The organism is Haloferax marisrubri (genome assembly GCF_001469875.2).
GTDB lineage: Archaea > Halobacteriota > Halobacteria > Halobacteriales > Haloferacaceae > Haloferax > Haloferax marisrubri.
Genome location: NZ_LOPW02000003.1, coordinates 98,181 through 124,796, shown reverse-complemented (window position 1 = coordinate 124,796; position 26,616 = coordinate 98,181). Strand labels below are relative to the sequence as shown.

At 68.5% G+C, this 26,616-nt stretch carries 15 protein-coding genes; 7 read left to right on the top strand and 8 right to left on the bottom strand.

Going from position 1 to position 26,616, the window contains the following annotated elements:
- Nucleotides 1-24 precede the first annotated feature (24 nt).
- The 4 genes from queC to AUR65_RS02055 all read left to right on the top strand — a co-directional run bounded on the left by queC (nt 25) and on the right by AUR65_RS02055 (nt 4,806).
- The gene (gene queC, locus AUR65_RS02070) at nt 25-747 is read left to right on the top strand and encodes a 7-cyano-7-deazaguanine synthase QueC (protein WP_058568013.1); all 723 of its coding nucleotides are present in this window, start codon (nt 25-27) and stop codon (nt 745-747) included.
- A gap of 96 nt (nt 748-843) precedes the next feature.
- On the top strand, nt 844-1,596 hold the full coding sequence (locus AUR65_RS02065; protein WP_058568012.1) for a class I SAM-dependent methyltransferase: 753 nt from the start codon (nt 844-846) through the stop codon (nt 1,594-1,596).
- Between the two features lie 79 nt (nt 1,597-1,675).
- On the top strand, nt 1,676-2,557 hold the full coding sequence (locus tag AUR65_RS02060) for a DMT family transporter (protein WP_058568011.1): 882 nt from the start codon (nt 1,676-1,678) through the stop codon (nt 2,555-2,557).
- A gap of 149 nt (nt 2,558-2,706) precedes the next feature.
- Nucleotides 2,707-4,806 carry a hybrid sensor histidine kinase/response regulator gene (locus AUR65_RS02055; RefSeq protein ID WP_058568010.1) on the top strand — a complete coding sequence of 700 codons (2,100 nt, stop codon included), beginning with the start codon at nt 2,707-2,709 and terminating at the stop codon, nt 4,804-4,806.
- 37 nt (nt 4,807-4,843) lie between these two features.
- Here the strand turns inward: AUR65_RS02055 and AUR65_RS02050 are convergent, their stop codons facing one another.
- Together AUR65_RS02050 and AUR65_RS02045 are read right to left on the bottom strand one after the other, a co-directional pair.
- Nucleotides 4,844-5,329, bottom strand: coding sequence for an SRPBCC family protein (locus AUR65_RS02050; RefSeq protein ID WP_058568009.1), 486 nt, complete (start codon nt 5,327-5,329; stop codon nt 4,844-4,846).
- Nucleotides 5,330-5,447: 118 nt separating this feature from the next.
- Nucleotides 5,448-9,983, bottom strand: coding sequence for a glycoside hydrolase family 15 protein (locus AUR65_RS02045; RefSeq protein WP_058568008.1), 4,536 nt, complete (start codon nt 9,981-9,983; stop codon nt 5,448-5,450).
- 201 nt (nt 9,984-10,184) lie between these two features.
- Here AUR65_RS02045 and malA point away from each other — a divergent pair, with 201 nt between their 5' ends.
- The 3 genes from malA to AUR65_RS02030 all read left to right on the top strand — a co-directional run bounded on the left by malA (nt 10,185) and on the right by AUR65_RS02030 (nt 16,368).
- The gene (gene malA / locus AUR65_RS02040; protein WP_058568007.1) at nt 10,185-12,191 is read left to right on the top strand and encodes an alpha-amylase MalA; all 2,007 of its coding nucleotides are present in this window, start codon (nt 10,185-10,187) and stop codon (nt 12,189-12,191) included.
- Between the two features lie 112 nt (nt 12,192-12,303).
- Nucleotides 12,304-14,787 carry a glucosylglycerol hydrolase gene (gghA, locus tag AUR65_RS02035; RefSeq protein ID WP_058568006.1) on the top strand — a complete coding sequence of 828 codons (2,484 nt, stop codon included), beginning with the start codon at nt 12,304-12,306 and terminating at the stop codon, nt 14,785-14,787.
- Nucleotides 14,788-15,069: 282 nt separating this feature from the next.
- Nucleotides 15,070-16,368, top strand: a complete 1,299-nt coding sequence (locus AUR65_RS02030) for an MFS transporter (protein ID WP_199180551.1) — start codon at nt 15,070-15,072, stop codon at nt 16,366-16,368.
- A 62-nt stretch (nt 16,369-16,430) separates the two neighbouring features.
- Here AUR65_RS02030 and AUR65_RS02025 read toward each other — a convergent pair whose 3' ends face one another.
- The 6 genes from AUR65_RS02025 to AUR65_RS02000 all read right to left on the bottom strand — a co-directional run bounded on the left by AUR65_RS02025 (nt 16,431) and on the right by AUR65_RS02000 (nt 26,512).
- Complete coding sequence (locus tag AUR65_RS02025) at nt 16,431-18,776, bottom strand: DUF7846 domain-containing protein (protein ID WP_058568004.1); 2,346 nt, start codon at nt 18,774-18,776, stop codon at nt 16,431-16,433.
- A 2-nt stretch (nt 18,777-18,778) separates the two neighbouring features.
- Entirely contained in the window at nt 18,779-19,951 is a 1,173-nt protein-coding gene (locus tag AUR65_RS02020) for an ABC transporter ATP-binding protein (protein ID WP_058568003.1), read from the bottom strand.
- The gene (locus tag AUR65_RS02015) at nt 19,941-21,536 is read right to left on the bottom strand and encodes an ABC transporter permease (RefSeq protein ID WP_058568002.1); all 1,596 of its coding nucleotides are present in this window, start codon (nt 21,534-21,536) and stop codon (nt 19,941-19,943) included. The genes AUR65_RS02020 and AUR65_RS02015 overlap by 11 nt, the downstream gene beginning before the upstream one ends.
- A 12-nt stretch (nt 21,537-21,548) precedes the next feature.
- Nucleotides 21,549-22,712, bottom strand: a complete 1,164-nt coding sequence (locus tag AUR65_RS02010; RefSeq protein ID WP_058568001.1) for an iron ABC transporter substrate-binding protein — start codon at nt 22,710-22,712, stop codon at nt 21,549-21,551.
- A gap of 163 nt (nt 22,713-22,875) precedes the next feature.
- On the bottom strand, nt 22,876-24,033 hold the full coding sequence (locus tag AUR65_RS02005) for an alpha-1 4-glucan-protein synthase (protein WP_058568000.1): 1,158 nt from the start codon (nt 24,031-24,033) through the stop codon (nt 22,876-22,878).
- Between the two features lie 127 nt (nt 24,034-24,160).
- Complete coding sequence (locus AUR65_RS02000; RefSeq protein WP_058567999.1) at nt 24,161-26,512, bottom strand: DEAD/DEAH box helicase; 2,352 nt, start codon at nt 26,510-26,512, stop codon at nt 24,161-24,163.
- Nucleotides 26,513-26,616 lie beyond the last annotated feature (104 nt).

The window sequence follows — 26,616 nt, the reverse complement described above, 5'->3', positions numbered from 1 at the left end:
AGCCCGAACTATTCCACGACAACGATGACTTCCGACACCACTTCCGACGAGAAGCGCGCCGTCGTCCTCCTCTCCGGCGGCATGGACAGCGCGACGACCGCCTACGAGGCAAAGCAACGCGGCTACGAACTCTACGCGCTCCACACTTCTTACGGCCAGAAGACGGAGTCGAAGGAGTACGACTGCGCCCGCGCGCTCGCCGACGAACTCGACGCTCGCGACTTCCTTCACATCGAGACGAGCCACCTGAAGCAGATCGGCGCGTCGTCGCTCACCGACGACTCGATGGCCGTCGCCGACGCCGACATGGACGCCGACGAGATTCCGACCTCGTACGTCCCCTTCCGCAACGCCAACCTCCTGTCGATGGCCGTCTCGTACGCCGAGGCGAACGACTGCGACGCCGTCTTCGTCGGCGCGCACTCCGAGGACTACTCGGGCTACCCCGACTGCCGACCCGAGTTCTTCGACGCCTTCGAGGCCATGGTCGACGTCGGCACGAAACCCGACACGACCATCTCGCTGGAAGTGCCGTTCGTCCACGACTCGAAGACCGATATCGCCCGCCGCGGCCTCGAACTCGGCGTCCCCTTCGAACACACGTGGTCCTGCTACCGCGCCGAGGAACCGGCCTGCGGCACCTGCGACTCCTGTGCGTTCCGCCTGCAGGCGTTCCAGAACCTCGGCGAGCGCGACCCGATTCCGTACGCCGAGCGCCCCGACTACGTGGACGCTGACGCGGCGTAGCGTCCCGCTGCTCGCCGCCGACGCGGACAGTATCTCCCCCGGTCCCGATCTGTCTCCTCGCGCCCCTTTTTCACCGCCCTGCGCGAATCCCGCGTCATGAGCGACGAGAAACGCCGAACCGCCGCCCAGTTCGGGAGCGCCGCCGAGTCGTACTTCGACAGCGAGGTCCACCGCCTCGGCGAAGACCGCGAGACGCTCGCGTCGTGGTGTCGCGGCGCGACCCGCGCGCTCGACGTGGCGACCGGTGCCGGCCACACCGCGGGCGCGATAGCCGATGTCGGCGTCTCCTCGGTCGTCGCGGCCGACGCCGCCCCGGAGATGGTCGCCACCGCGGTCCGCGAGTACCCCGTCGCGGGCGTCGTCGCCGACGCGGAGCGTCTCCCGTTCGCGGACGACTCCTTCGACGCGGCCGCCTGCCGCATCGCCGCGCACCACTTCCCCGACCCCGAGGCGTTCGTCGCCGAGGTCGCGCGCGTTCTCGAACCCGGCGGCGTCTTCGCCTTCGAGGACAACGTCGCGCCCGAGGACGCTTCCCTCGCCGAGTTCCTCAACGGCGTCGAGGTCCTCCGCGACCCGACCCACGTCGAACTCCACCCGGTTTCGCGGTGGCGCGAGTGGTTCGAGGCCGCGGGCCTGTCGGTCGAGACGGTCGAGACCGCCGCGATACGCCTCGAATTCGACCCGTGGACCGAGCGGACGAGCGTCTCGCCCGAGGACCGAACTGAACTCGAACGTCGTTTCCGAGAGGCGCCGGAGGAGGCGAAATCCCTGTTCGACGTGGTGTTCGACGGCGACTCCGTCGTCTCGTTCGCCAACCCGAAGGCGCTGATTCGAGCGCGGAAGGAGTAGGTGAGCAGGCTCGTCGCTTCGGTCCTCGGGTCCCGCCGAGACCCACAAACGGTAAGCGGACCCCCCGCGACGTGGGGGTGTGTCAACGCCCGACTCCGACGCCCCCATCTCGCCGCTCGCGGGGCTCGGTATCGCCGTCCTCGCGGTTAGCACGAGCGCCATCCTCGTCCGCTGGAGCGCCGCACCGAGCCTCGTGAAGGCCTTTTACCGAGTCCTGTTCACCGTGGCTCTCCTCGCGCCGGTCGCGCTCGTCCGCCACCGCGACGCGCTGGCGACCATCTCGGGGCGGGACCTCCTCGCGGCCGGTGGGGCGGGCGTCGCGCTCGCGGCCCACTTCGCGTCGTGGTTCGAGAGCCTCAACCACACGACGGTCGCCGCGAGTGTCACGCTCGTACAGTCCCAACCGCTGTTCGTCGCCGTCGGCGCGTGGGCCGTCCTCGACGAGCGCGTGAGTCGCCGCACCGCCATCGGCATCGGCGTCGCGCTCGCGGGCATGGTGCTCATGTCCGTCTCCGACTTCCTCACCGCCAGCGGCGCGCCGCGGCCGCTTCTCGGAAACGGGCTGGCGGTCGTCGGAGCCGTGACGGCGGCCGCCTACGTCCTCACGGGCCGGAGCGTCCGTAGCCGGGTCTCGCTCGTCCCCTACGTGGTCGTCGTCTACTCGGTCTGCGCCGCCGCGCTCCTCGTCGTCGCGGTCGGTCGCGGCGACCCACTCACGGGCTATCCGCCCCGTGAGTGGCTCCTGTTTCTCGGGATGGCGGTCGGCCCGGGCGTCTTCGGTCACACCGTCATCAACTGGGCGCTCGCCCACCTCGAATCGAGCGTCGTCTCCGTCTCCCTCCTCGGCGAACCCGTCGGCAGCACGATTCTCGCCCTCTTTCTCCTCGGTGAGATTCCCACGCTCCCGACGGTCCTCGGCGGGGCCGTCGTCCTCGGCGGTATCTACGTCAGCGCGTCCTGACCCACTACGCTCGGGACGGACGGCTCCGACTCCGAACCTCGTCTTCCGAGTCGCTTCCGAGTCGCGGGCTCGGGCCCAGACGCCGAGTTCGTTATCGGCGCTGATAACCGCGTCACAACGCTCATTACGGTGAGCGGTCGCTACATCGTATGGACGACGGGTCGGGGGCAGACGTACGTGTCCTCCACGTCGATGACGAACCCAGTCTGACGGACCTCGTATCGATTTACCTCGAACGCGAGGCCGGCGACGTCGACCTCTCGGTATCGACGTCGAACTCGGGGGCCGACGCCCTCGAACGACTCCGACAGGAACAGCTCGACTGCGTCGTGTCGGACTACGACATGCCCGACATCGACGGGCTGGAGTTCCTCCGCGCGGTCCGTTCCGAACACCCCGACCTCCCTTTCATCCTCTTCACCGGCAAAGGCTCCGAGGAGGTCGCCCGCGACGCCTTCCGCGTCGGCGCGACCGACTACATGCAGAAAGACACCGGCACGGACCAGTACACGGTCCTCGCCAACCGCGTCGTCAACGCCGTCTCGCAGTACCGCGCGAAGGCGGCCTCCGAGCGCTACGGAACCGCCATCGAGGTGCTCGACAGCGGGGTCTACTCGCTCGACTCCTCGGGGTGCTTCACCTCCGCCGACGGCGTCTTCTGCGAACTCACCGGCTACGACCGCGAGGCCATCATCGGCCGGGAGTTCGCCGACCTCGCCGCGGAGGCCAACGACGAGATTCGCGCCGCCTTCGAGCGGGTCGTCGCCCCTGACGCCCCCGACACGGAGCGCTTCGAGACGGTCCTTTCGCCCGGTCCGGCGTACCCGCACGACGACGACCTCCTGTGCGAGGGCCACCTCGCGCTCCGCCCAACCGAAGACGACGAACCGGCCGTCATCGGGACGTTGCAGGACGTGACGGAGCGCCGCCGCCGCCGGAACCGACTCCGCTACGAGACGCGCCTGAAAGACGCCGTCTTGGACACGTCCACCTCGCTGATGAGCGCCGAGACCGACGAAATCGGCACGAAAATCGAGTGGACGCTCCAGTCCGTCGGCGAGGTGGCCGACCTCGACCGCTGTTCGGTCTACCTCTACGACGACGAGACGAACGTCGCCGCCCGGATGCACGACTGGCGCGGCGGCGACCCGCGCGAACACCCCGAACGCGTCGCCCTCGAAGACGCCCGCTGGCTGGTCGAACGACTCCACCGCTTCGAGAACGTCCGCCTCCACCGCGTCTCTGACCTCCCGCCGGAGGCGTCCGACACGAAGCGCGTGCTCACCGACGCCAAGACCGGCGGCTTCGTCGCCGTGCCGATGGTGTCGAAGTGGGCGCTCGTCGGCTTCGTCGTCTTCGACGTGGTCGAGACGAGCCGGTCGTGGACCGACACCGAGGTCGACCTCCTCCGTTCGGTCGCCAACAACGTCACCCACACGTTGGCGCGCCAGCGACGCGAGCGCGAACTCCAGCGCCAGAACGACCGCCTCGAGGAGTTCGCGTCGGTCGTCTCCCACGACCTGCGGAACCCCCTCAACGTCGCCAAGGGGTTCGTCGAACTCGCCCGCGAGGAAGAGGACGTGACCTACCTCGACCGCGCACTCGACGGCGTCACTCGGATGGACACGCTCCTCAACGACGTGCTCAAACTGGCCAGACAGGGCCGCAAAGTCGGCGAGACCCACTCGGTCGCCATCGAGAACGTCGCCGAGCGGGCGTGGAAGGCGGTCGACACCGGCGACGACGCGGTGCTCGTCGTCGAGGACGGCCTCGGGTCCACGCAGGCCGACCAAGGCCGGCTCCAGCAGGCGTTCGAGAACCTGTTTCGGAACGCCGTCGAGCACGGCACGTCCTGCACCGACTGCGGTAGTGACGCCGCTTCCGACGATACACCATCCGCGCCCATCGACGAGGCGTCCACCGACACCGCGTCGTCCGGGTCGTCGACGACGAGCGCGGCCGACGAACTGACCGTCCGCGTCGGCCCCACCGAGACCGGCTTCTACGTCGCCGACGACGGTCCCGGCATCCCGGCCGACGAGCGCGACACCGTCTTCGAACACGGTCACACCACCTCCGCGTCCGGCACGGGCTTCGGACTCTCTATCGTCGAGAGCATCGTGGAGGCCCACGGCTGGGACATCGAGGCGACCGCGCCCGAATCGGACCTCGGCGGCGCGCGCTTCGAGTTCGACATCGGCGGCGTCCGCTCCGAGGTCGAACCGCGGTTCTCGCTCAGCGACGACTGAGCCGTCGGCGCGTTGACTCGACTGCTGTTCCTACCGTTTACTGTTCTTCCAACAGCCGCTTCGTCTCGGCGTGGCGCCCGCGGAACATCCCCTCGAAACCGACGCCGCCGAAGACGCCCGCGAGGTCGCCGAGCGGGCCGAACGGGAGTTCGTACTCCACGCGGTCTTCGAGTATCGTCTCGTCGCCGTCGGCGACGAAGCGGTGGGTGTGGACCCACCGCGAGAAGGGGCCGCCGACCATGTCGTCGCGGAACCACGCCGTCGTCTCGCCCGCCTCGCGGTCGAGGATGCGCGAGGTCCACCGCTGGCGCGGGCCGACGCCGAACGGTCGCATCGACATCTCGATTTCCGTCCCGGCGACGAGTTCGTCGGGCGTTTCTTCGCCGTCGGGGCCGCGGACCGACTCGATTTCGAGGTGCATCCACGCCGGAGTGAGCGCCTCCAGTCCGGACACGTCGGAGTGGAACTCCCAGACGCGTTCGAGCGGGGCGGCGACGCGGGTTCGACGCTGGTAGACCGGCATACCCGACCGTTAGGCCGGAGACGGAAAAGCGGTGCCGGCGGAATGGGTCGAATGAAGAAACGAAAAAGTCAGTCGCCGACCGCGAGGCCGGGGTCGGCGGCCGGTCGGTCGCGCCGCCTCAGAGCGTGAAGCGCGAGACGGTCGTGCCGGCTTTCGTCAGGTCCTCGTGGGTCGCCGCGGCGACGGTCACCTGGTTCTCGCCGTACTCGATGGCGACTTCGACCTCGAACGCCTCGTCGTCGGGTTCGACGAGTCGGGTCTCGCCGGGCGTCTTGACGGCGACGACGGCGGCGTCGGTCTGCCCCGAGACGATGAGTTTGTCGCCCTTGAACCGCGTGCTCACGCGGAGCGACGGCCCGTTCGGGCGGTCGGACTCGACGTACCGCTCGCGGAGGAACGCGGGCGTCTCGACGGGTTCGCCGGCGTCGACGCCGTGGGCGAGGCGGACGTACTGGGCCATCGACCACGCGAGCGGGGTCGCGCTGCCGGTGCCCTCGCCGAACTCCCAGTTGTAGTCGGTCGCGTGTTCGCGGTCCCAGACCTGCTCTGCGAGCATCCGGCCGGAGTTGGCGAAGGCGGCCATCGTCCGCAGTAGGTTGTCCGGCGCGAGGTCGCCTTCCTCGGTTCCCGCGAGCAGTTCGTACTCGCCGCGCTCGCCGGTGAAGATGGGCCAGAGTCGGCCCTTCCCCTTGGCGTCGATGGACCACGGCGCGCCCTCTTCGTCGCGCTCGCGCTCGCCGTAGCCGTCGCCGTTGTACCGGTAGAACGCCGGTCCGTGGGGCGTGTCGACGCGGATGGTCTCGTCGACTTCCTTCACGGAGTTCCGGATAATCTCGTCGTCGGCGGGCTTGATGCCGAGGCGGGTGAGTTCGAGGAAACCGGCGTCGATGATTTCGCGCTCGTCGAGCGTCGGCCCGTTGTTCGCCAGCGTCCGCAGGTGTCCGGCGTCGGGTTCGCCGTCGCGGGTGATACGGACGTAGTACGGCGTGTGCGTGTTGCGGTCGGTGCCGGTCCGGGTCGCGGTCCAGTCGTCGACGCGCTCGGTCCAGTCGTCGGCCAGCGCCAGCCAGACGAGCGCGTCCTCGGTGTGGCCCTCGTCGAGCGCGATGGACGCCGCACAGCCGAGGCCGGCGATTTCGGCCGCGATGGACGACGGCGAGTAGCCGGCTTCCTCCTCCCAGCGCTCCTGTGCGGTCGGCGGCCCGTTCCGGGCGACGTAGTCCGCGGAGTACTTGACGTTCTCGTAGTCGTAGGCCACGTCGTCGAAGGTGACGCCGCGCTCGTAGAGCATGTACGCCATCACCTGCGGGAACGAGATGTTGTCCATCTGCTCGCCGCCCCAGCGGGTCCGCCCGTTGAGGTAGGTGTTCTGCGGGATGAAGCCGCGGTCGTCCTGCTGGTAGGTGTAGATGTACTCCAGCGCGTCGATGGCCGTTTCGACGTCGCCGACGGCCTCGAAGACGGTGAAGACCTGATAGAGGTCGCGCGACCAGACGAAGTTGTAGCCGTAGCCCTTCGCCTCCTCGGCGGGGACGGCCTCGCCCCACGGCACCGACGGCGAGGCGAGCCCCGCGCCGAGGTAGGTCTTGTCCTCGACCGCTCGGAGACTCATGAGCGCGGTCTTGTACTGCGCGGCGAGTTCGTCGTCGTCGGCGACCGAGCCGGGGAGTTCCTTGTCGGCGAGGAAGTCCGCCCACGAGTCGGTGTAGGCCGCCCGCGCCGTCTCGTAGCCGCGGGTGAGCGCGCCGGCCGCCTCACCCAGCGCGGCGGCGGTGTCGGCGTGTTCGGCGAAGCCGAGCGCCAGCGTCTCGGCGAGTTCGTCGCCCGTGCCGATGCGTCCGACGAGGACGACGTTCTCGTCGTCGATGCGCTCTTGGGCGCTCGGGAGTTCGCCCTTCGAGAAGAAGTCCGCGAGGTACCGCGAGCCGGCGACGCCGACGGTGGCCCACTCGAAGCGGCCGGCGGCGGTGAGCGCGATGGCGACGCTGTACTCCCTGCCGTCCTGGTCGATGAGGAGCGGTTCGTGGCCGTCGCCGGCGTCGAACGCGCCCGCGTCGCGGGCGACGAGGTGGTAGCTCCCGAGTTGGCCGAGTCGGATACCCCGGTCTTTCGTCCCGGTGTTCGCCAGCGCCGTGTCGGCGATGGTGTACAGTTCGTACTCGTCGCCGTCGATGGACTCGAACTGCACGTCCGCGAGCATCGCGTCGTGTTCGGGGTCGATGATGTACTCGACGGTGAGTTCCCACTCGTGGCCGCGGCCGTCGCCCGTCTCGGTGACGACGTGACGGAAGACGAGCGCGTCGTCGTCGACGATTTCGGCCCGGCGTTCGACCGTGTCGGCGTGGTCGTCCCGCCGGGTCTCGTTGTGAGTGCGCGCCGTGTACTCGTCGTCCGGGTCGGCGTCGACGACGAGGAAGTCGAGCGTCCGGAGGTTCATCAGGTCGACCCGCGGGAAGCGGACCTCGGTCAGCGCGCCCTCCGTCAGGGTGAACCAGACGCGCGAGGGGTCCTCGGCGTAGTGGTCGGCGACGGTGCCGATGCCGTACTTCTCGCCGGTCGTCCACCGCGGCCGGTTCTCCGGCCCGGTCGGTGCGGGCTTCGGCGCGGGGAGCGCGTCGATGTCGGCGAGGATGGCCGTCGTCTCCATGCGGATTGCGTGGGGCCAGCCGAGCGGCGTCGCGCTGTCGAAGCGCCCGTCGTCGAACACTTGCTCCGCGAGGTAGCCCGCGTCGGTCGTGAAGGGACCGTCCGGCTGGAGCAGTTCGTAGAGGTTCGTCGCGCGCTCGACGAAGCGGCGGCCGTCCTTGCCGATTCGGTCACAGAGGACGCCAAACTTCGCGGCGGCGTTCGCGCCCCACGCGGTCGAGACGGACCAGACTTTCTCGCCGTCCTGCCCGTCGGCGCGCCAGTAGTCGTCCTCGAACCGGACCAACCCGGCCACGTCGCCGCGGGGGTTCCGGTAGAGCCCCTTCAGCGTCGCGGCCATGTGCTTGACGAGCCGATTGCCGGTCTTCGAATCGACCTCCTCGATGTCGGCGTAGGCGTCGATTGCGTCGACGAGAGCGAACGTGGCCGAGTCGAGGCGGTCGTCGAGGTCGCCGCTTCCGTCGATTCGGAGGGCGTAGACTTCGCGTTCTTCGGACCAGAGTTCGTCGAGTCCCTCGTACACCGCGGTCGCCTGCTCGGCGGCGTGGTCCCGGAGGTCGTCGTTCACGGGCGCGGTGGCGACCGTGGCGTACGCTTGGAGGAACGTCGCGGTCGTGTGCGTGAACCGGCCGCTCATGTTCTCCCACGCGTTCTGACACGGTTTCGGAAGCCCGTCGGGTTCGAGACTGCTGTCGAGTCCGGAGACGCCCGCCGCGATGGTCGAGCGGATGCGTCCGACGAGTTCGTCGTCGAGGTCGTCGCGGCGTTCGGCGAGGAGCGACGCGAGCGCGGCGACGACACTCGCGGTCTGGTCGGCCTGATACTCTCCGTCGCCCGTGCCCTCGACGCGCCCGTGGGCCCACCCGGGGGCGACGGTCCCGTCGACGGCCCAGACCCGGTGGGGCCAAGTGCCGTCTTCGAGTTGGGTTTTGCAGTAGAACTCGGCGCTCGTGGCGAGGCGGTCGCCGAGGTCGAGGCTGAAGGCGTCGTCGGCGTGCGCGAGCGCCTGCGTGACCTCGGCGTCGTCGCGGAACCACGTGTAGCCGTAGCCGCCGGAGTGGGCGTAGAAGGGGTCGAACTCGGGGCCGGCGATGCGCGCGCCGCTTGGCGCGGTCAGAAGCGACAGCGCCCGGAGGTCGGCGCGGACGATTCGCTCGCGGGGCGTCCCGTCGGGGACGAACACCTCTGCCTGCTCGCGGGCGGCCTCCCGGAGCGCGTCGGCGGTCGCGTGTTGGACCGAACAGTGGCGGAGGTCGGCGAGGGCGTCGGTCCGCGCCATCTCGTTGTGGTCCGAAAGTTGGGTGACGAGGGTGGTCCGCGCGGCGCGGCCCTCCTGTTCGAGCGGGGCGCTGACGACCACGTCGCCCGAGAGGTGGGTGTCCTCGTAGCGGTCGAGGACGGCCTCCCGCGGGAAGTCGAAACTGTCGTCGGAGAGAATCTCGTCGAACCGCTCCGGAATCTGGCCGCGAACGTCGGTGAGGCCGGTCGACGCGGTGACGTAGTCGTGTTCGTTTCGGTGGAACACCTCGACCGCTTGGGTGTCGTTGGGGCCGCCGGCCTCGTGGATGAGCCGACCGACCCGCGTCTCACGGCCCTCGGGGGCGAAGGTGAGAAACGCGGTCAGGTGGGCGTCGGTGGGAATCGCACCGCGAAGCTCGACGTGCGTCACGTGGGCGCGACCGAGCGTCAGGTCGTACTGGTGGACGGTGTACTCACCGGCGTCGTACTCGGTCTCGACGAGGCTCGTCTCCCGGTAGTAGTGCTGTCGCACGGATTCGAGCTCGTCGAACCAGTGCGTCTCACCGTCCGTCTCGATGCCGAACCGAGAGCGGTCGATGCCGTAGAGGCCCGAAAGAGAAGCGGAGTAGTCTCGGAGGGAGCCGTCGAGGCCGACGTAGACGAGTCGGTCCCCGTGACCCGAAAACGCGCCATCCGAGGTCTGACACTCCTCTGGGAAGCGTCCGCCCCGGTCGCGTTTGTATTCGTTTAACGCGGTCCGAAGTCGCATAGAGGTAGACGAGGGTCCCGAACCATAAGTATTGGCCGCCCGTTTACCATCATTTATCCCTGCAAACCGACGAATTCGGGAGACGCCAAGGGGACTCGGTAGAACCCGTCTCTCACCGGAACGCCAGTCTCTCCAGGGGTAAACTCAAAGTCACCCGGCACGTTGATTGTGAGTATGCAACACCCAGGACCGCCGCAGTTCATGGCTGTCGGCGAGTCAGTACAACTCGCACCTCGCGACCCAGACCCCGACGCAGACTACGCGTGGCGGGTTCGGAGCGCGCCGGTCGCCAGCAGTCTCGAACTCGACGCCGACACCGCAGTCGTGCAGTTCACGCCCGACGCGGCCGGCCAGTACGTCGTCGAACTCGACGCGCCCGACGCGACGCACACGCTCACCGTGCGCGTCTTCCCCGGTTCCTACCTGCCCGCCGGCTCCGTCAGGAGCGGCGCGAGCGGGATGAGCGGGATGAGCGGACAGAGCGGACAGAGCGGCTCCGCGCGCCCGACGGGCTTCAGCGGCGGCGCGTCCGGCTCCGGAAGCGGTGCCGGCGACGCCCAGCGGGGACAGGGAGGCCGTCCGCGCATCAGGCTCGACGCGACCGTCGAAGACGGCGTGGTCGTCGTCCGCGCCGACCCGCAACCGAACCCCGACAGCGACACCGTCCGCGACGACCTCGTGGTCGAGTTCGTCGTCGACGACCGCGACGAGGTCGACGACGCGGCCGTCGAGACCGACGGCTGGGAGCTCCGCGTCCCGCTTTCGGCGGTCGGCGACAGGCTCCGCGTCCACGCGGTCGCCCTCGACGAGACGTACAGCGTGCCCGACGCCGTGACCGTCGAGCGCGAGGCCGTCGCCGACGGCGGCTTCACCGAGGCCGAGACGGAATCGGTCCAGACCGACGTGGTTGGTCACGCAGACGGCTCCGGCGCGGGGAGCGCGTCCGTCTCCCGGCCAAACGACCCGCCGAAGTGGGCACAGGAGGTGACGCTGTACGAGATTTACGTCCGCGGCTACGCCTCGGACATCGAGGACGCCGACAACACCTTCGAGGCGCTCGAAACCCGACTCGACTACCTCGAATCGCTCGGCGTCGACTGCCTGTGGCTCACGCCCGTCCTCCAGAACGACCACGCGCCTCACGGCTACAACATCGTGGACTTCTACGACATCGCGGAGGACCTCGGCACCCGCGAGGACTACGAGCAGTTCGTCGAGGCCGCTCACGACCGCGGCATGAAGGTGCTTTTCGACCTCGTGCTCAACCACTCGGCCCGCGCCCACCCGTTCTTCGAGGACGCCTACAAGAACCCCGACTCCGAGTACTACGACTGGTACGAGTGGCAGGAAAACGGCGAGCCGGGCACCTACTTCGACTGGGAGTACATCGCCAACTTCGACCACCGGAACCTCGAAGTCCGCCGCTACCTGCTCGACGCGGTTGACATGTGGGCCGAGGTGGTCGACGGCTTTCGCTGCGACATGGCGTGGGCCGTCCCCGACACGTTCTGGCAGGAAATTCGCGACCGCGTGAAGGCGAAAGACCCCGAGTTCCTGCTTCTGGACGAGACCATCCCGTACATCGCCGACTTCCACGAGGGCATGTTCGACATGCACTTCGACACGACGCTGTACTTCACGCTCCGGCAGGTCGGCCGCGGCGACGAGCCCGCCGAACGAATCCTCGACGCCATCGAACAGCGCACGCAGGTCGGCTTCCCCGACCACGCGGCGTTCATGCTCTACCTCGAAAACCACGACGAGACGCGCTACATCGTCGAGTGCGGCGAGGACGAGGCGCTGGCCGCCGCGGGCGCGCTGTTCACGCTCCCCGGCGTGCCGATGGTCTACGGCGGGCAGGAAATCGGCCAGCGCGGCCGGCGCGACGCCCTCGCGTGGGACCACGCCCGCGACGACATCCGCGACCACTACGAGCGCCTCATCGAGGTCCGCGACGAGACGCCCGCGCTCCGCTACGACGGAACGTTCCGCCGCATCGACTACGAGGCCGACTCCGACCGCGCGGTCGCGTTCGTCCGCGACCACGACGACGGCTCGTACCTCTGCGCGCTCAACTTCGCGCCCGGCGCGACCACAATCGACGTCGGCGACCTCGCGGTCGACGCGACCGACGTCGTCTCCGGTGACTCCGTCGCCGCCGAGGGCGGCATCCGCGTCGACGACGTGGTCGTCTGCCCGCTCGCGTAACGCCCCGCGCGTCCCGTTTCCACGTTCGCGCGGTCTCCGATTTCGCTTCCACCTTCGATTTCACCTCCACCTCCGATTTCGCCGCCGTTCGACCCGACCAGCCCGATACACCATGAGCACGAACTCCCCCACCCCGACCCTGCACGCCGACCGTACCGACGACCTGGCCTCGTGGCACGAGTCGGTCGTCGAGAGCAACGACGACGACTTCTCGGCCGCCAAGTCGCTGACGACGAAACTCGGCGCGCACCGCCGCGACGGGGTCGTCGAGTTCGGCTTCTGGACGCCGGACCTCGTCGAGGCCGGCGTGTCCGAGGCCGCCGTCGAACTGGAACTGCTGACGCCGCCGGCCGACCTCGACCCCGGCGAGACGGACCATCGGCGCGTGACGTTCGACCGCCACCGCGTCCCGATGCGTCGGGTCGGCGAGTACCACTGGGCGGCCGTCGAGGGCGTCCGCGCCGGCACGCGCGACACTCTCGGCGCGCTCTACCGACTCGTCTACGAGGGCGACGACGGCGAGGAGCGAACCGTTCAGGACCCCGTGGCGTACTCGGTCCCGTTCGGGGCGTTCGCGCCCGCCGAGGTGTACGACCTCAATCGGTTGGACGAGACCCGGACCGACCGCGACTACTTCGAGGCGCTCGGCACCGACGACGAGCGGGTCGCAACCACCGACGACGGCGGCCTCCCGCGCATCGACCCCGCGACGAGCATGCTCGAAATCCACCCCGGAACCGCCACGGAGCGCGGGTCGCTCGCCGGACTCGCCGAGGTGTACGAGGGAATCGCCGCGAAACAGCGCGCCGGCGACGACCTCGCCCCGTGGGAGCGCGCTTTCGCCGGCTACGACGGGATTCAGCTGATGCCCGTCGAGCCGCTGACCGAGAACGAGGCGGAACACGACTTCTGGACCGTCGCCGACGACTCGGCCGCCGAGGTGACGGTCGAGGTCGCCCGCCCCGAACTGATTAACTGGGGCTACGACCTCGTCGTCAGCGCCTTCTCCGCGCCGAATCCGGCGGTCCTCGAAACCGGCCGCCCGGACGAACTCGTGGACTTCATCGCCGCCTGCCACGACCTCCCGCGACCGATAAAGGTCGTCTTCGACATCGCCCTCGGCCACGCCGACAACCGCGGCGCGGAACTCCTCTCGGACCGGTACGTCCTCGGCCCGGGGATGTACGGCAAGCACCTCGACTACACGGAGCCGACCGCGCGCGCCGTCTTCTTGGAGATGCAGCGGCGCAAGATGGACTTCGGTGCCGACGGCATCCGCGTCGACGGCGCGCAGGACTTCACCTCCTACGACCCCGAGACGGGCGAGATGTACCACGACGACGACTTCCTCGCGGAGATGGACCGCGTGACGCAGGAGGTCGCCGGCACGGAGTACCGGCCGTGGATGATTTACGAGGACGGCCGGCCGTGGCCGCGCGAGGACTGGGAACTCGCCTCGTCGTACCGCGCGCTCATCGAGCAACACCCCCACTCGTTCCAGTGGTCGCCCATCACCTTCGCCCACAACACCCCCGCGCTCCTCACCTTCTGGGCGACGAAGTGGTGGCGCGTCCGCGAAGTCGGCGAGTTCGGCGGCAACTGGCTGACGGGCGTCGCCAACCACGACACCGTCCGCCGCGGGACGCAAATCGACCCGACGGTCGAGTTCAACCAGTCGCCGGTCAACCCCTACCTCGGCGACGACTACCCCGAGACGCTGAACGAGGCGTACGACAACGCCGCGTCGTCGATGCTGTTTCACTGTTTCCTGCCGGGCGTCCCGATGGACTTCGTCCACGCCAACATGCGCGCGCCGTGGGGGTTCGTCCGCGACACCGACCCGACGTGGAACGTCAAGGTCGTCTCCGACGAGTCGAAGTTCTGCTACTGGCAGGTGCGCGACGAGGACTTCGCGGACGACCGCTTCTTCCGGCGCGTGAAGGACCTCGGCTTCGACTCCCGGGAGGAACTGTTGACCTTCATGAACGCCCTCTCGTCGGCGGTCGGCGCGACCGACTACGACCTCGACGTGATGGCGGCCATGCTCTCGGCGATGGACCAACCGCTCGGCGACGACCTCTCGGCCGCAGACCTCGAAGCCTACGGCTACGCGTGGATGCGCGACGTGCACGACTTCGCGAACCTCGGTCACTGGCGCGACGAACAGGACGACGAGCGGACCGCGTTCCGCCTCGAAACCCGCGAGTTCCGCCACGACCGCCCGTGGCTCATCGCCGACCTCGACGCCGACGACGACTACTTCACCTACCGCCACCCGACCGACGGGTCGGTCCTCTACTACGGCTTCCGAACCGCGCCGGACGAGGCTGGCGCGACCGACGCGCCCGGTTCGGCGGGCGGCGAGCAACTGCTCTTCGCTGCCAACATGGAGGGCGTCCCCGTCGAAGTGTCGCCCGCGACCCTCGCCGAAGACGCGGCCGAGGACGCGAACGCGCCGACCATCCCAACCGACGGCTGGGAACCGGCACTCGTCGCGCCCGGCGTCGAGGAACCCGACGGTCCGACCGCTTCTTCCGACCCGCTCGCGGTCGTACTCGCCAACGGGGCGGCGGTCGTCTGGCGACGCGACCCGTAGCAGACGGTGAAGAACTCACCACCAGATTCATATTCTCAGGGCGTTTTTGGACATATGTTCACAGCACAACTCGGTATATTATCCGATAATATCGGTAATATACTCCTTATTTGGTTCAATTCTCTAAACATTCGGTAAGTGTTTATGGAGCATTGTGGACAGCACTTTTCTATGATGTCTCTGTGCTATCCGCTACATGATGTCCAAACCAATACAGCAGAACGGTAAAATTGTACACGATTGTGCTACTCTGGCGGAGGTGGCTGTATGGGTCTCATAAAGATGACCAAGTGGCGGACGCTGCTTCTCGCCACTATCGGGTTCAACTTCTCGTTCCTCATCTGGTTCTCGTTCGCGCCCTTCACGGGGCCGATGGCCGAAGAGTTCGGCCTCTCGCTCGCCGAAATCGGTATCCTGGCGAGCGCGGCAATCTGGCTCGCGCCGTTCGGCCGCATCCTCACCGGCTGGCTCTCGGACAAGTTCGGTGCGCCGGTGGTGTTCGCCATCGTCCTCGGCTACGTCGGGGTGTTCTCGATGGCGAGCGCCTTCGCCGAGAGCTACACCGTGTTCTTCATCGAGCGCCTCATCGTCGCCACGGCGGGCATCACGTTCGTCATCGGCATCCAGCACGTCTCGGAGTGGTTCGAAGAGGAGAACCTCGGGATGGCCGAGGGAATCTACGCCGGCGTCGGGAACGCCGGGGCGGCCGGCGGCGCGCTCATCCTGCCCCGCGTGTTCGGGGCTGACTGGAGCGGACCTCTCTTCCAGAGCAACTGGCGCGCGGCGTTCTTCTACACCGGTATCGTCTCGATTCTGCTCGCGTTCGCCTACTACTTCCTCGGCGAGGCCGCGGCGACCGACGAGCGTCGGCAGGCGACCGCCGACAACGCGACGCTCAAGCAGTGGGTCCACACCGCAACCCGGTACGGGACCGTCGCGCTCGCACTCGCCTACGTCATGAGCTTCGGTCTCGAACTCTCGATGAACGGCTGGCTCGCCACCTACTACCGCGAGGCGTTCAACACGAACAACCTCGTGCTCGCGAGCACGTTCGCGGCCACGTTCTCCATCGCGGCCGGTCTGCTCCGGCCCATCGGCGGCTACGTCAGCGACGTGCTGGCGCGCAAGGAGATGGACATCCTGCCCATGTTCGAGGGCCGGTACCGCGAGCAGTGGACGTTCGTGTCGCTCTCGTTCATCGTCGTCGCCATGCTCGCCATGACGCTCGCCGGTCTCTCCGGGGCCGTCCTCATCGCGGTGGCCGCCGGCTTCATGGTCGGCATGGCCTGCGCGTTCGCGGAAGGCGCTATCTTCGCGCAGGTTCCGGCGATGTTCCCCAACAGCTCCGGGGCCGTCGCGGGCGTCGTCGGCGGCGTCGGTACCATCGGCGGCATCGCCTACCCGCTCGTCTACTCGTCGGTGCTCCTGCCGAACCTGCACGTCGGCTACGCGCTCGTCGCAGCGACGATGGTTCCCATCCTCCTGCTGAACGCGTGGGTCTACCGCCCGCACATCGCGAAGCGCGCGACCGTCGACGGCTTCCTCGGTTCGTCGGGCACGAGCGCCCCGGCCGACGACTGAACTGCCGACCACGACGTTTCATTTTTCGCCCGACTACTCGCCCGAGAGCCGCAGGCTCTCGCTCAGGCGACGCGCGCGTCGGTCTCGACCGAGACGCCGTCGAGGTAGTCACCGTCGGGACCGACCCATGCGCCTTCGGTCCCGCAGTCGGTGGTCAGCCGACAGACGCGGGTCTCCGGCGGCCAGACGACGCGCACCTCGCCGCCCGAGCGCTCGACCGTCACGGTCTGCCGATAGGTGACCGTCTCGCCGAAGTCGCCGACGTAGGTCACCGCGAGGTCGACCTCGCTCGCGCCCGGCGGAATCGACAGCCGTTCCGGACCGGCGGCCAACGGGCGGTTCGTCACGGCCACGCCGTCGGGCGAGAACGACAACTCGACGGTCAGGTTCTCGGCCATCGCCGCGTCGTAGCGGGCGTAGCCGTCGTCGGTCTCGATGCGGACCGACACCGTGTTCGTCCCCTCGGGCGCGCCGAGCGTCGTCGTCGCCTCGACCCGCTCGCCAGCGAGCACGTCGAGTCGGGTCAGTTCTGGTTCGACGGCGTCCACCGCTCCGGTCCACGTCCCCCGATAGGTGAACCGGTACGGGGTCCGATTCGTCGCGTCGAGGACCGCGAAGTCCTGTTCGGCCCCGTCGTCGATGGCGTACACCACCGGGCCGTCGAAGCCGGGGTCGTTGCGGAGCGCTTGGAAGGGATGGGCCGACCAGTCGCCGTAGGGGTCGGGGTGGAAGACGAGCGCCCTCGTCTCGTTGCCCGTCGCGGCCGAGTCGCCGCCGAGGCCGATGCCGCCGTCACCGCTCCCGAGACCGCCGGCATCGACGCCCGGAACCGACGGAGTCAGCGGCGGCTGTTCGAAGCCGGCGTCGAGGAGCGGTTCGTAGGTCGCCGCGAGGTTCTCGCTTCGGAGTCGGTTCTCGTCGTAGGGTTCCTCGACGGCCTCGACCGTCACGCCGCCGGCGATAAGCGCCGAGACGAGGAGCACCGAGAAGACGACGCCGCGGGCCTCCGAGGCCGAAAAGCGGCGGTGGGCCAGCCGTCGGATGAGGCGAGCGCCGGCGACGACCCCGGCCGCGCCGAACACCGCGAGCGGGACGAGCGCGTCGAAGTGGTAGAAGGGTCCGAGGAGGTCGATGAGGCCGTTTCGGAGGCCGTTGTGCGTCCCCCAGAAGGCGGCGTTGCCGACGAACACCGAGGCGAACACGCCCGCGACGACGCAGGCGAGGGCGTCGTCGGAGAGTTCGGCGAAGGCGCGGTCGCGGCCGCCGAGTCCGTGGTGGCGGCGTCTCGCGCTCCCGCGGAGGTTCCGACCGGTCTTGTGACCCCACCAGCGGCGGGCGGTGACGCCGAGGCCGAACACCGCGGCGACGGTGCCGAGCCAGCCCATCGGCCCCCAGCGCGTCGCGAGCAGGTCGAGCGCTTCGACGGCGGTCTTGACGCCTACCGCGGGCGTGTAGACGATTTCGTAGCCGAGGATGGCCCGCTCGCCGAAGCCGATGCCGTCCCGCGGGGCGAAGGCGATGTAGGGGAACGTGAGCGGGTCACCCGTCACGACGGCGTTGTAGGCGAGCGTCAGGCCGACGAACGCGAGGCCGGGGAGCGCGATGGCGACGTACCGTCGGAAGACGACCCAGCCGGTTCCCTCGCGGTGGGCGGTCGCGAGCGCCCACAGCGAGTGGGCGATGAAGGGCAGGGCGAACAGCACGGCGGTGTAGGGGCGGGCGAAGAACGCCGCGCCGACGAGCGCGCCGGCGACGACGGCGTAGCCCGAGGAGTCGCGGCGCGCCGCCCGGACGTAACAGACGGCGAAGCCGAGGTTGAGCATCGTCGTCGGCGCGTACGCGAGGAACGTCGCCGACGTGAGGAGAAACAACGGCGAGAGGCCGAGCAGGCCCGCCGCGACGACGCCGGTCGTCCGGTCGAACGCGTCGGCCGCGAGCGTGTAGACCAGCGCGGCGGACACCGCGGCGACGGCTCCCAACACGAGGTTCGGAAGCCCGACGGCGAGGCCGACCGCGAACAGCGCCGGCACGGCCGGCGAGTACTTCGAGTAGAGTTGGACGCCGCCGGGGGCGCTCGGCGTCTCTTGTACCACGAAAAACCACGGCCTGACGGCCTCCGTCAGTTGGCCGGGATAGAGGAACAGTTTGCCTTCGAGGAGCATCGCGGCCTGCGTGAGGTAGACGCCCTCGTCGTCGTTGACGGTGTGGTACGGAAAGAGATCGACCGCGAGCCACGTCACGACGAGTCCGACGAGAAGCGAGACACCGAGCGCGGCGAGTCGTCTTCGCGTCCGGGTCCGGTCGATGTCGATGGTAACGTCAAAATCGAACGTGAGCCCGCGGACTGCGGCTCGCACGCGGCCGCCGAGCGGGAGAGAGCCGTCCGTCTTCGAGTCTCGCCGACCCATCCTCAGTCCGAGTAGGGGCCGGTCTCGGGGCGCTGTTCGCGCGGGAACCACGCGAGTTCGTGGCCGGCGTCGAGCGTCACCTCGACGCAGCCGTCGGTCGGGACGGTCTCGTCGTGGTTGTGCATACACAGCAGACTGTCGCCGCCGTGGAGTTCGACCTCGTAGAGGATGGTCGGACCGAGATAGCGCTTCCCGACGACTTTGCCGTGACCCTCGCCGCCGTCGCCGCAGGGGTGCGCCGACACGTCGTCGGGGCGGACGAGGATGTCGATGTCCGTGTCGTCGTACTCGGGCGCGAGGCCGTGAATCTGGTCGCGGCCGACCGTCCCGAGTTCGGTCTCGACCACCTCGCCCGCGATGCGTCCCGGCAGGAACCCGGCGTAGCCGAGGAAGCCGGCGACGAAGCGGGACTCGGGGTGCTGGAACACCTGTTCGGGCTCGCCAATTTGTTCGAGGTCGCCGTCGTTCATCACGGCCACGCGGTCGGAGATGGACATCGCCTCCTCCTGGTCGTGGGTGACGGAGACGGCCGTCACGCCGGCCTCTTTGAGGATGCGGCGGACCTCTTCGCGCATCTGGACGCGGAGGTCCACGTCGAGGTTCGAGAAGGGCTCGTCGAGGAGCAGGATGGCCGGTTCGGGCGCGAGCGACCGGGCGAGGGCGACCCGCTGTTGCTGGCCGCCGGAGAGTTCGTCGGGGTAGCTCTCGCCTTGGGTCTCCAGTCCGACGAGGTCGAGGAGGTCGCGAACGCGCTCGTCGCGCTCGGCCTCGTCGAGGTCTTTCAGGCCGAAGGCGATGTTCTCGGCCGCGGTGAGGTGCGGGAACAGCGCGAACTCCTGGAAGACGACGCCGACGCCGCGCTCTTCGGGCGCGCGGAAGGTGTCCCCGCCGGAGACGACGTTCCCGTTCAGTCGGACCTCGCCGCCGTCGGGGCGGTCGAGTCCGGCGATGAGCCGGAGCGTCGTCGTCTTCCCACAGCCCGAGGGGCCGAGGAGCGTGAGGATTTCGCCTTCCTCGACGCTGAGCGAGAGGTCGGCGATGACCGACTCGGTGCCGTAGGACTTCGAGACGCCGTCGAGTTCGAGGACGCCGCCGGCGTCCTCGTCGTCGGCGTCGGAGCCGGTGGATTCCGTGCGGTTCGAGCGGTCGGTGGTCGAGAGTGTGCTATTTGACATCGTATCCCTCTTGGGTGATGATGACGAGCATCGAGAGCCCGGAGACGAAAAGTAGGATGAACGCGGGCACGACGGCCTGGCCGAAGTAGCCCTGCTCGTAGGCCGTCCAGATGTGCGTCACGAGCGTGCTGAACCCCGAGGGGCGCAGCAGGAGCGTCGCGGGCAGTTCCTTCATCGTCGTCAGGAAGACGAGCGCCGCGCCGCCGAACAGGCCGGGCGCGACGAGCGGGAGCGTCACGTGACGGAACGCCCCCGACGGGGTTTCACCGAGCGTCCGCGCCGCCTCCGGGAGCGCGGGGTCGACCCGGAGGAACGACGCCCGGAGCGACCCGATTGCCTGCGGGAGAAAACGGATGATGTAGGCGAACACGAGGAGGTAGAGCGTCTGGTAGATGGGCGTCGCGTAGGAGCTTCCGAAGTAGACGAGCGCCAGTCCGAGGACGACGCCCGGCACCGCGTAGCCGACGTAGGTCGCGCGCTCGAAGACGGAACTCAGCCGCGAGGGGTGCCGTGCGGCGAGGTAGGCGACGGGCAGGCCGGCGAGCGTCGCCGCGCCCGCCGTCGCGGCCGCGACGAGGACCGAGTTGAACGCGTACTCGGGCTGGAACGCGAGCGACTGACTCGTCGCGGCGACGCCCTGCGCGAGCCACGTAAAGAGGATGCCGAGCGGGACGAGAAGGGCGACGGTGGCGACGAGCGCCGCGAAGCCGAGCGCCGGGTACTTCCACCGACCGAGCGGCATCGGACTCCCCGAGCGCCCGCCGGTCGTCGTGCGCTCGTCGCCCCGAATCTTCGATTCGAGGGTCAAGATGAGGAGCGTCACGGCGATGAGTTGGAGCGACAGGAGCGTCGCGGTGTCGCGGCCGAACGTCCCGAACTCCACGTAGATGACGCGCGTGAACGCGTCGAACTTCATGATGGCCGGCGTGCCGAAGTCCGAGAGGACGTACAGCGCCGTCAGGAGCGACCCGGCGGCGACCGCGGGGCGTATCTGCGGGACCGTTACCCGCTTGAACGACTCCCAGCGGGTGTGGTTCAGGGTCCGCGCGGCGTCGATGAGCGTGGTGTCCATCGACTTCAGCGCGGCCCGGGTGGTGATGAACACGTACGGATACGTGTAGAGCGTCAGCACCAAAACGGCACCGGGTAACCCGTAAATTTCCGGGAGCGACTCGACCCCGAGCGGGGCCAACAGCCGCTGGAACGCGCCGCGCGGGCCGAACGCCGAGACGAACGCGAACGCGCCGATGTAGCTCGGAATAACGAGCGGCAGCGAGACGACGACGGTCCAAAAGCGTCTGAACGGCAGGTCGGTCCGGACGGTCAGATACGCCAGCGGGACGCCGAGCCCGATGCACGCGGCGGTGACGAGCGTGACGAGGACGGCGCTGTTCAGAAACACTTCGACGGTCGTCGGTCGGGTGACGAGCGACAGCGCCTCGGCGAACCCGACTTCGAGCGCGGTCTTGACGAGCCACAACAGCGGGACGACGACGGCGGCGGCGACGGCCCCGCTGGCGACGGTCAGGCCGAGCGGTTGCTCGTCGTCCCCCCCACCGGTCCCCGTCTGCTGTTCGGTCGCCATGAGTGAGCTACCTCAGAGAACGCCCACCTCACGCAAGAGTTCCACGGTTCCTTCGAGGTCCGAGAGTTGCGTCAGGTCGAGGCCCTCCGGCGGGCTGAGTTCGTCGATGCCCGGAAGCTCGCCGATGGGGTCGACGCCCGAGACGAGCGGGTACTCGAAGGTCGTCCGCGCGAAGTAGTCCTGCGCTTCGGCCGACAGCAGGTGGCGAACGAAGTTGCTCGCCAGTTCGGAGTCCTCGGCGGTGTCGAGGACGAGCGCGCCCGCGACGTTGAAAATCGAGCCGGCGTCGCCCGCGGTGAACGCGGTCGAAAGCGGCGCGTTCGACCGCCCGGCGAGGATGCGCTGGATGTAGTAGTGGTTGGCGAAGCCCGCGCCGATTTCGCCGTCGGCGACGGCCTGCGAGACGAGGAACTCGTCGTTGTACTCCGTGACGCCGAGGTCCTGCATCCCCTGCAGCCACTCTCTCGTGGCGTCTTCGCCCTCGAGGACGCGCATCGCCGTGATGAACGCCTGGAACGAGGAGTACGTCGGGGCCCAGCCGATGTTGTCGCGGAACGCCTCCGTGTCGGGGAAGGCCATGATGTCGTCGGGAATCTCCGACTCGTCGAACTGGTCCGTGTTGAACGGGACGGTCCGGGCGCGACCCGAGGTTCCGGTCCACTGTCCGTCGGGGTCGTGGAACTCGTCGCGGACGAGGTCGAGCACCTCGCTCGGGAGTTCCTGCGCGCGACCCGCGTCCTTCAACGCGCCGAGCGACCCGGCGTTGACCGAGAAGAACACGTCCGCGGGACTGTTCTGCCCCTCGGTCTGAATCTGGTTGACCAGTTCGGTCGCCGAGTTGTACCGCGGGCGGATGGTGAAGTCGTCGTAGTACTCCTCGAAAAAGGAGATGAGCTCGCCGACGAGCGCCTTGCCGCGGCCCGAGTAGAGCGTGAGTTCGCCCGAGAGGTCGGGCATCTCCGAGACGGACACGCCGCCGGTTATCTCGCGGTCGCCGAACGGCGAGCGACCGGAACCGATCTGTCCGACCCCCTCGCCGCTCTCGGACTCAGTCGTCGTTTCCGTCTCCTCGTCGCCGCCGGTACAGCCGGCGAGCGCGCCGACCCCGAGGGCCGCCGTCGTCGCGATGAACCGGCGACGACTGTGGCCGCGAAGCTCTCGGTCGCGTTCTTGCATACATGGATTTAGGTCTCCCTAAATCATTTATACCTACCGATTCGTCGGGCGAAGCGCCCGAATCGCGGGACAAAGAGACGACTGCCGGTCCGACGGCGCGCGTCGGCCGGTCAGCAGTCGACCGGTTGGTCAGCAGTCGTTTGGGTGGTCAGCTGTCGGCCAATCAGTCGTCGGCGGGCGCGGCGGCCCGCGGCGCTGCGAGGGCGTCGAGGCAGTCCAGCCAGTCGCGCATGTGCTCGCCGACGTAGTTGAAGAAGTCGCCGTTGCGGTAGTCAGACCAGTCGCCGTCGGCGAGGGCGTCGGCCATCGCCTCGAAGACGCCGGCGTAGCTGTCGGCGTCGTCGCCGACCGCGTCCACGACCTCCCAGAGGTGCTCGTTGAGCTCGAGCCCCGGGACCTCGTTGTTGAGGTCGTCGAACGTCGGGCGGGCGGCCTTGTTGTGCTCGCAGAGCGGGTAGCCGGTGAGCACGTCCTTGTCGAGCACGTCGGCGGCGCGCTTGAGGAACACGCCCGACCAGATGTCGTCGAAGCGGCCGACCTCCCACTCGTTGTCGTCCATCGGTAGCTGGTAGAACGCCGGGATGACCTCGCGCTCGAACGCGAGGTTCATCGAGCAGACGGTGAGGTACTGGCCCGGTTCGGCGACGAAGTCGCCGTCGAAGTCGTCGAAGTCGGTCCGGGTCTGCGCCTGCCCTTCGAGGTCGCCGTCCATCAGGATGCGGACCGCGTCGAGGTCGGGGACGTTCGTCCACAGCCCCTGCGAGGCGACCACGTCGCGGAGTTCCCGCGTCCCGGTTTCGACCGTCTCGTCCATCGCCGAGTAGGGGTATCCGCGGGGGTACAGCCCGTGCTCGTCGGCGTTCTGGTAGAGGACGTTCACCCAGCGCTCGTCGCTCGACACCGACTCCACCTCGTCGGTGCGGTCGAGGTTCGCCATGTGGCGGCCGAAGAAGTCCCACTCGTCGTGCGGGAGCGTGTCGTCGTCGATGAAGACGCCGTAGTCGAACTCGGGATGCGCCCACATGTACAGTAGGCCGAAACTCGTCTGGGCGTGACTCGCCGCCGGGACGAGGTGCGAGTACTCCGAGACGTCGTGTTCGTCGTACCACTCCTCGCGGGCGGCCTCGTCGAAGACCGCGCCCGCGACGCCCTCGTCGTCCAGCATCGACTCCATCCCCTCGGTGTCGCAGAAGTCCTCCGTGACGAGGAGGACGAAGAGCCGGTCGAGGTCGAAATCGTGTTCGCGCGCGTTGTCGAAGTACGACCGCATGCACTCGTACTCCCGAATAGTCGGGACGACCACGCAGATGTCCGCGTTCATTGCCTCCATAAATTTAGGCCTCCCAAAAATAGCTATTGGTTCGGAATAGCGGCCCTGAAATGGTGATTTAGTGATAATTAATTCGGCGAGTCGGCGAGGGCGGGCGATTCACGCCCGACCGCCCGCTTCAGGCCCGCGTCCCCGTCAGCGACTCCAACAGCAGGACCGCCGTGTCCTTCGCCAGCGGGTCGTTCGCGTTGCCACACTGCGGCGACTGCACGCATGAGGGACAGCCGTCCTCGCAGTCGCAGTCCGAAATCAGGTCGGCGGTCTGTCGCATCAGCCCCTCCACGATGTCGTAGCCGGCGCGCGTGATGCCGACTCCGCCGGGGTGGCCGTCGTAGATGAAGATGGTCGATTGGTCGGTGTGGGCGTGGTACGGCGTCGAGAGCCCGCCGATGTCGCCGCGGTCACAGAGCAGTCGGAGCGGAAACAGCGAAATCATCCCGTGTTCCGCGGCGTGGATGCCGCCGTTGAAGCCGTAGTCGCGGCCCTCCGGGCGGTCGCTCGATAGCTCGCGCATCTCCGATTCCACGTCGCCGGGCACGGTGAAGTACAGCGCCTTCGTCCGCAGACTCGTCTCCGGGAGGTCGAGCAGTTGCTGGCCGATGGTCGTCCCGCGCTTCGGGTCGCGGCGCTCGAAGCCCGTTATCTGCTTGCGCATCGTCACCTCGGCGAACCGGACCTCCACGTCGGACCGCGCCGACAGCGGTTTCGACAGGATGTCCCGCTCGACCGTGATGTGCTTGTCGTGGAGGACCCGCGTGTAGTAGTCCGCCCACGTCGGCTGGAGTCGGGCCACGTCGCGGTCTAAATCCAACTCGGCGACCTCGTACGTCTGGCCTTGGTGGTGGTAGACCGCGCCGGGGTGGGCGTCCCGAAGCGCGTCGTCGAACGCCAGCGTGGCGATGGTCTCGTCGTTCCGCGTGTCCATCAGTTGCACCTCGCGGTCGGTGATGGTCCGGAGGCTCATCGCGTGCTGCGGGCTCTCGCCCCCGTCGTGGGTCCACCGGAGGCCGTCGTCCGTCTCCCGGCGCGCCAGCGTCCCGTCGGCTTCGAGGTTGGAGACGACACCGGGGAACGACCCACCGAAGTACGACTCGTCTCCGGTCGAGAGCCAGTTTTCCGCGGCCGCGCAGGCGACGTGCGAGGGGAGCAAGTGGTCGTTTTCCGGGTCGGAGACGGCGCGTTCGGGGTCACCGTCGAAGAACTCGGTGGGGTGGTTCATCAGGTACTGGTCGAGTTGGTCCTCGCCGCCGACGAGGACGACGAGCGCGGGTCTGTCGCCGCGACCCGCCCGCCCGGCCTGTTGCCACGCGGACATCCGCGTGCCGGGGTAGCCGTCGATGAGCACCACGTCGAGGCCGCCCACGTCGACGCCGAGTTCGAGCGCGTTGGTGCTCCAGACGCCCGCGATGTCGCCGTCGTGGAGGCCGGCCTCTATCTCTCGCCGTCGGTCGTGGGTCAGCGAGGCCTGATACGCCGCCACCTCGCCGGCGAGTCCGTGCTCGCCGCGACTCCGGAGGTCGCTCGCGCTCTCGGAGGCGTACCGCTCGGCGGCCTGTCGAGCCCGGGTGAACGCCAGCGTTTGGTGACCGCGCGCGACGAGGTCGACAAAGAGGTTCTTGGTCTCGACGTGGCCCGAGCGCCGCCGCCCCGACCCGCCGGCGTCGGGGTTCTCGTACTCCGGCGGGTTCCAGAGGAGCCAGTTGGTCTCTCCCGTCCCGCTCGTGTCCTCGTCCACGAGGGCGAAGGAGTCCTCCCGCTCGCCCGTGATGCGCGCGGCGTGTTCGACGGGGTTGCCGATGGTGGCCGAACAGCAGACGAACTGCGGGTCGGCCCCGAACCGCTCGCAGACGCGCTTGAGCCGGCGGATGAGCAGGGCGACGTGGCTCCCGAACACCCCGCGGTAGCCGTGGACCTCGTCGATGACGACCGTCTCCAGCGAGGAGAAGAACCACTCCCACAGCCGGTGGGCGTGCGGGAGCAGCGCGTAGTGAACCATGTCGGGGTTCGAAAGCAAAACCGTCGGCATCCGCTTTCTCACCTCTCGCTTCTCGGATTTCGACAGCCGGCCGGTGTACTGGTCGACCGAGACGCGGCTGCCGAAGCCGAGGCCGCGCGCGAGGTCCGACAGCGTGTCGAGTTGGTCGGCGACGAGCGCGTTCTGCGGGCCGAGATAGAGCGTCCGGCCGCCGTGGTCCATCGCCCGCTCGAACGCCGGCACGGTGTACGCGAGGCTCTTGCCGCTCGCGGTCCGCGTCGCTAACACGACGTTCTCCCCGTCGCGGACCGCCTCGACCGCCTCGGCCTGATGCCGGTAGAGTCGGTCGATGCCGCGGTCTTCGAGCGCCGACGCCAATCGCGGTTCGAGGTCCACGTCGGCGAACGCCGGCTCGCAAGCCTCGAACCGGCGGTGAGACCGAATCTGCCCCTCGTAGTACGGTCTGGTCCGAAGCCACTCGATGAGGTCGTCCACACGCCTACTGCGGACGTGGTCGCCCTAACGCTGTCGCAGACTCGACGTGGTAACACGAGCCACGACCGCCGCGCTGTTTTTGTTCTCCGCGTCCCGACGGAAGC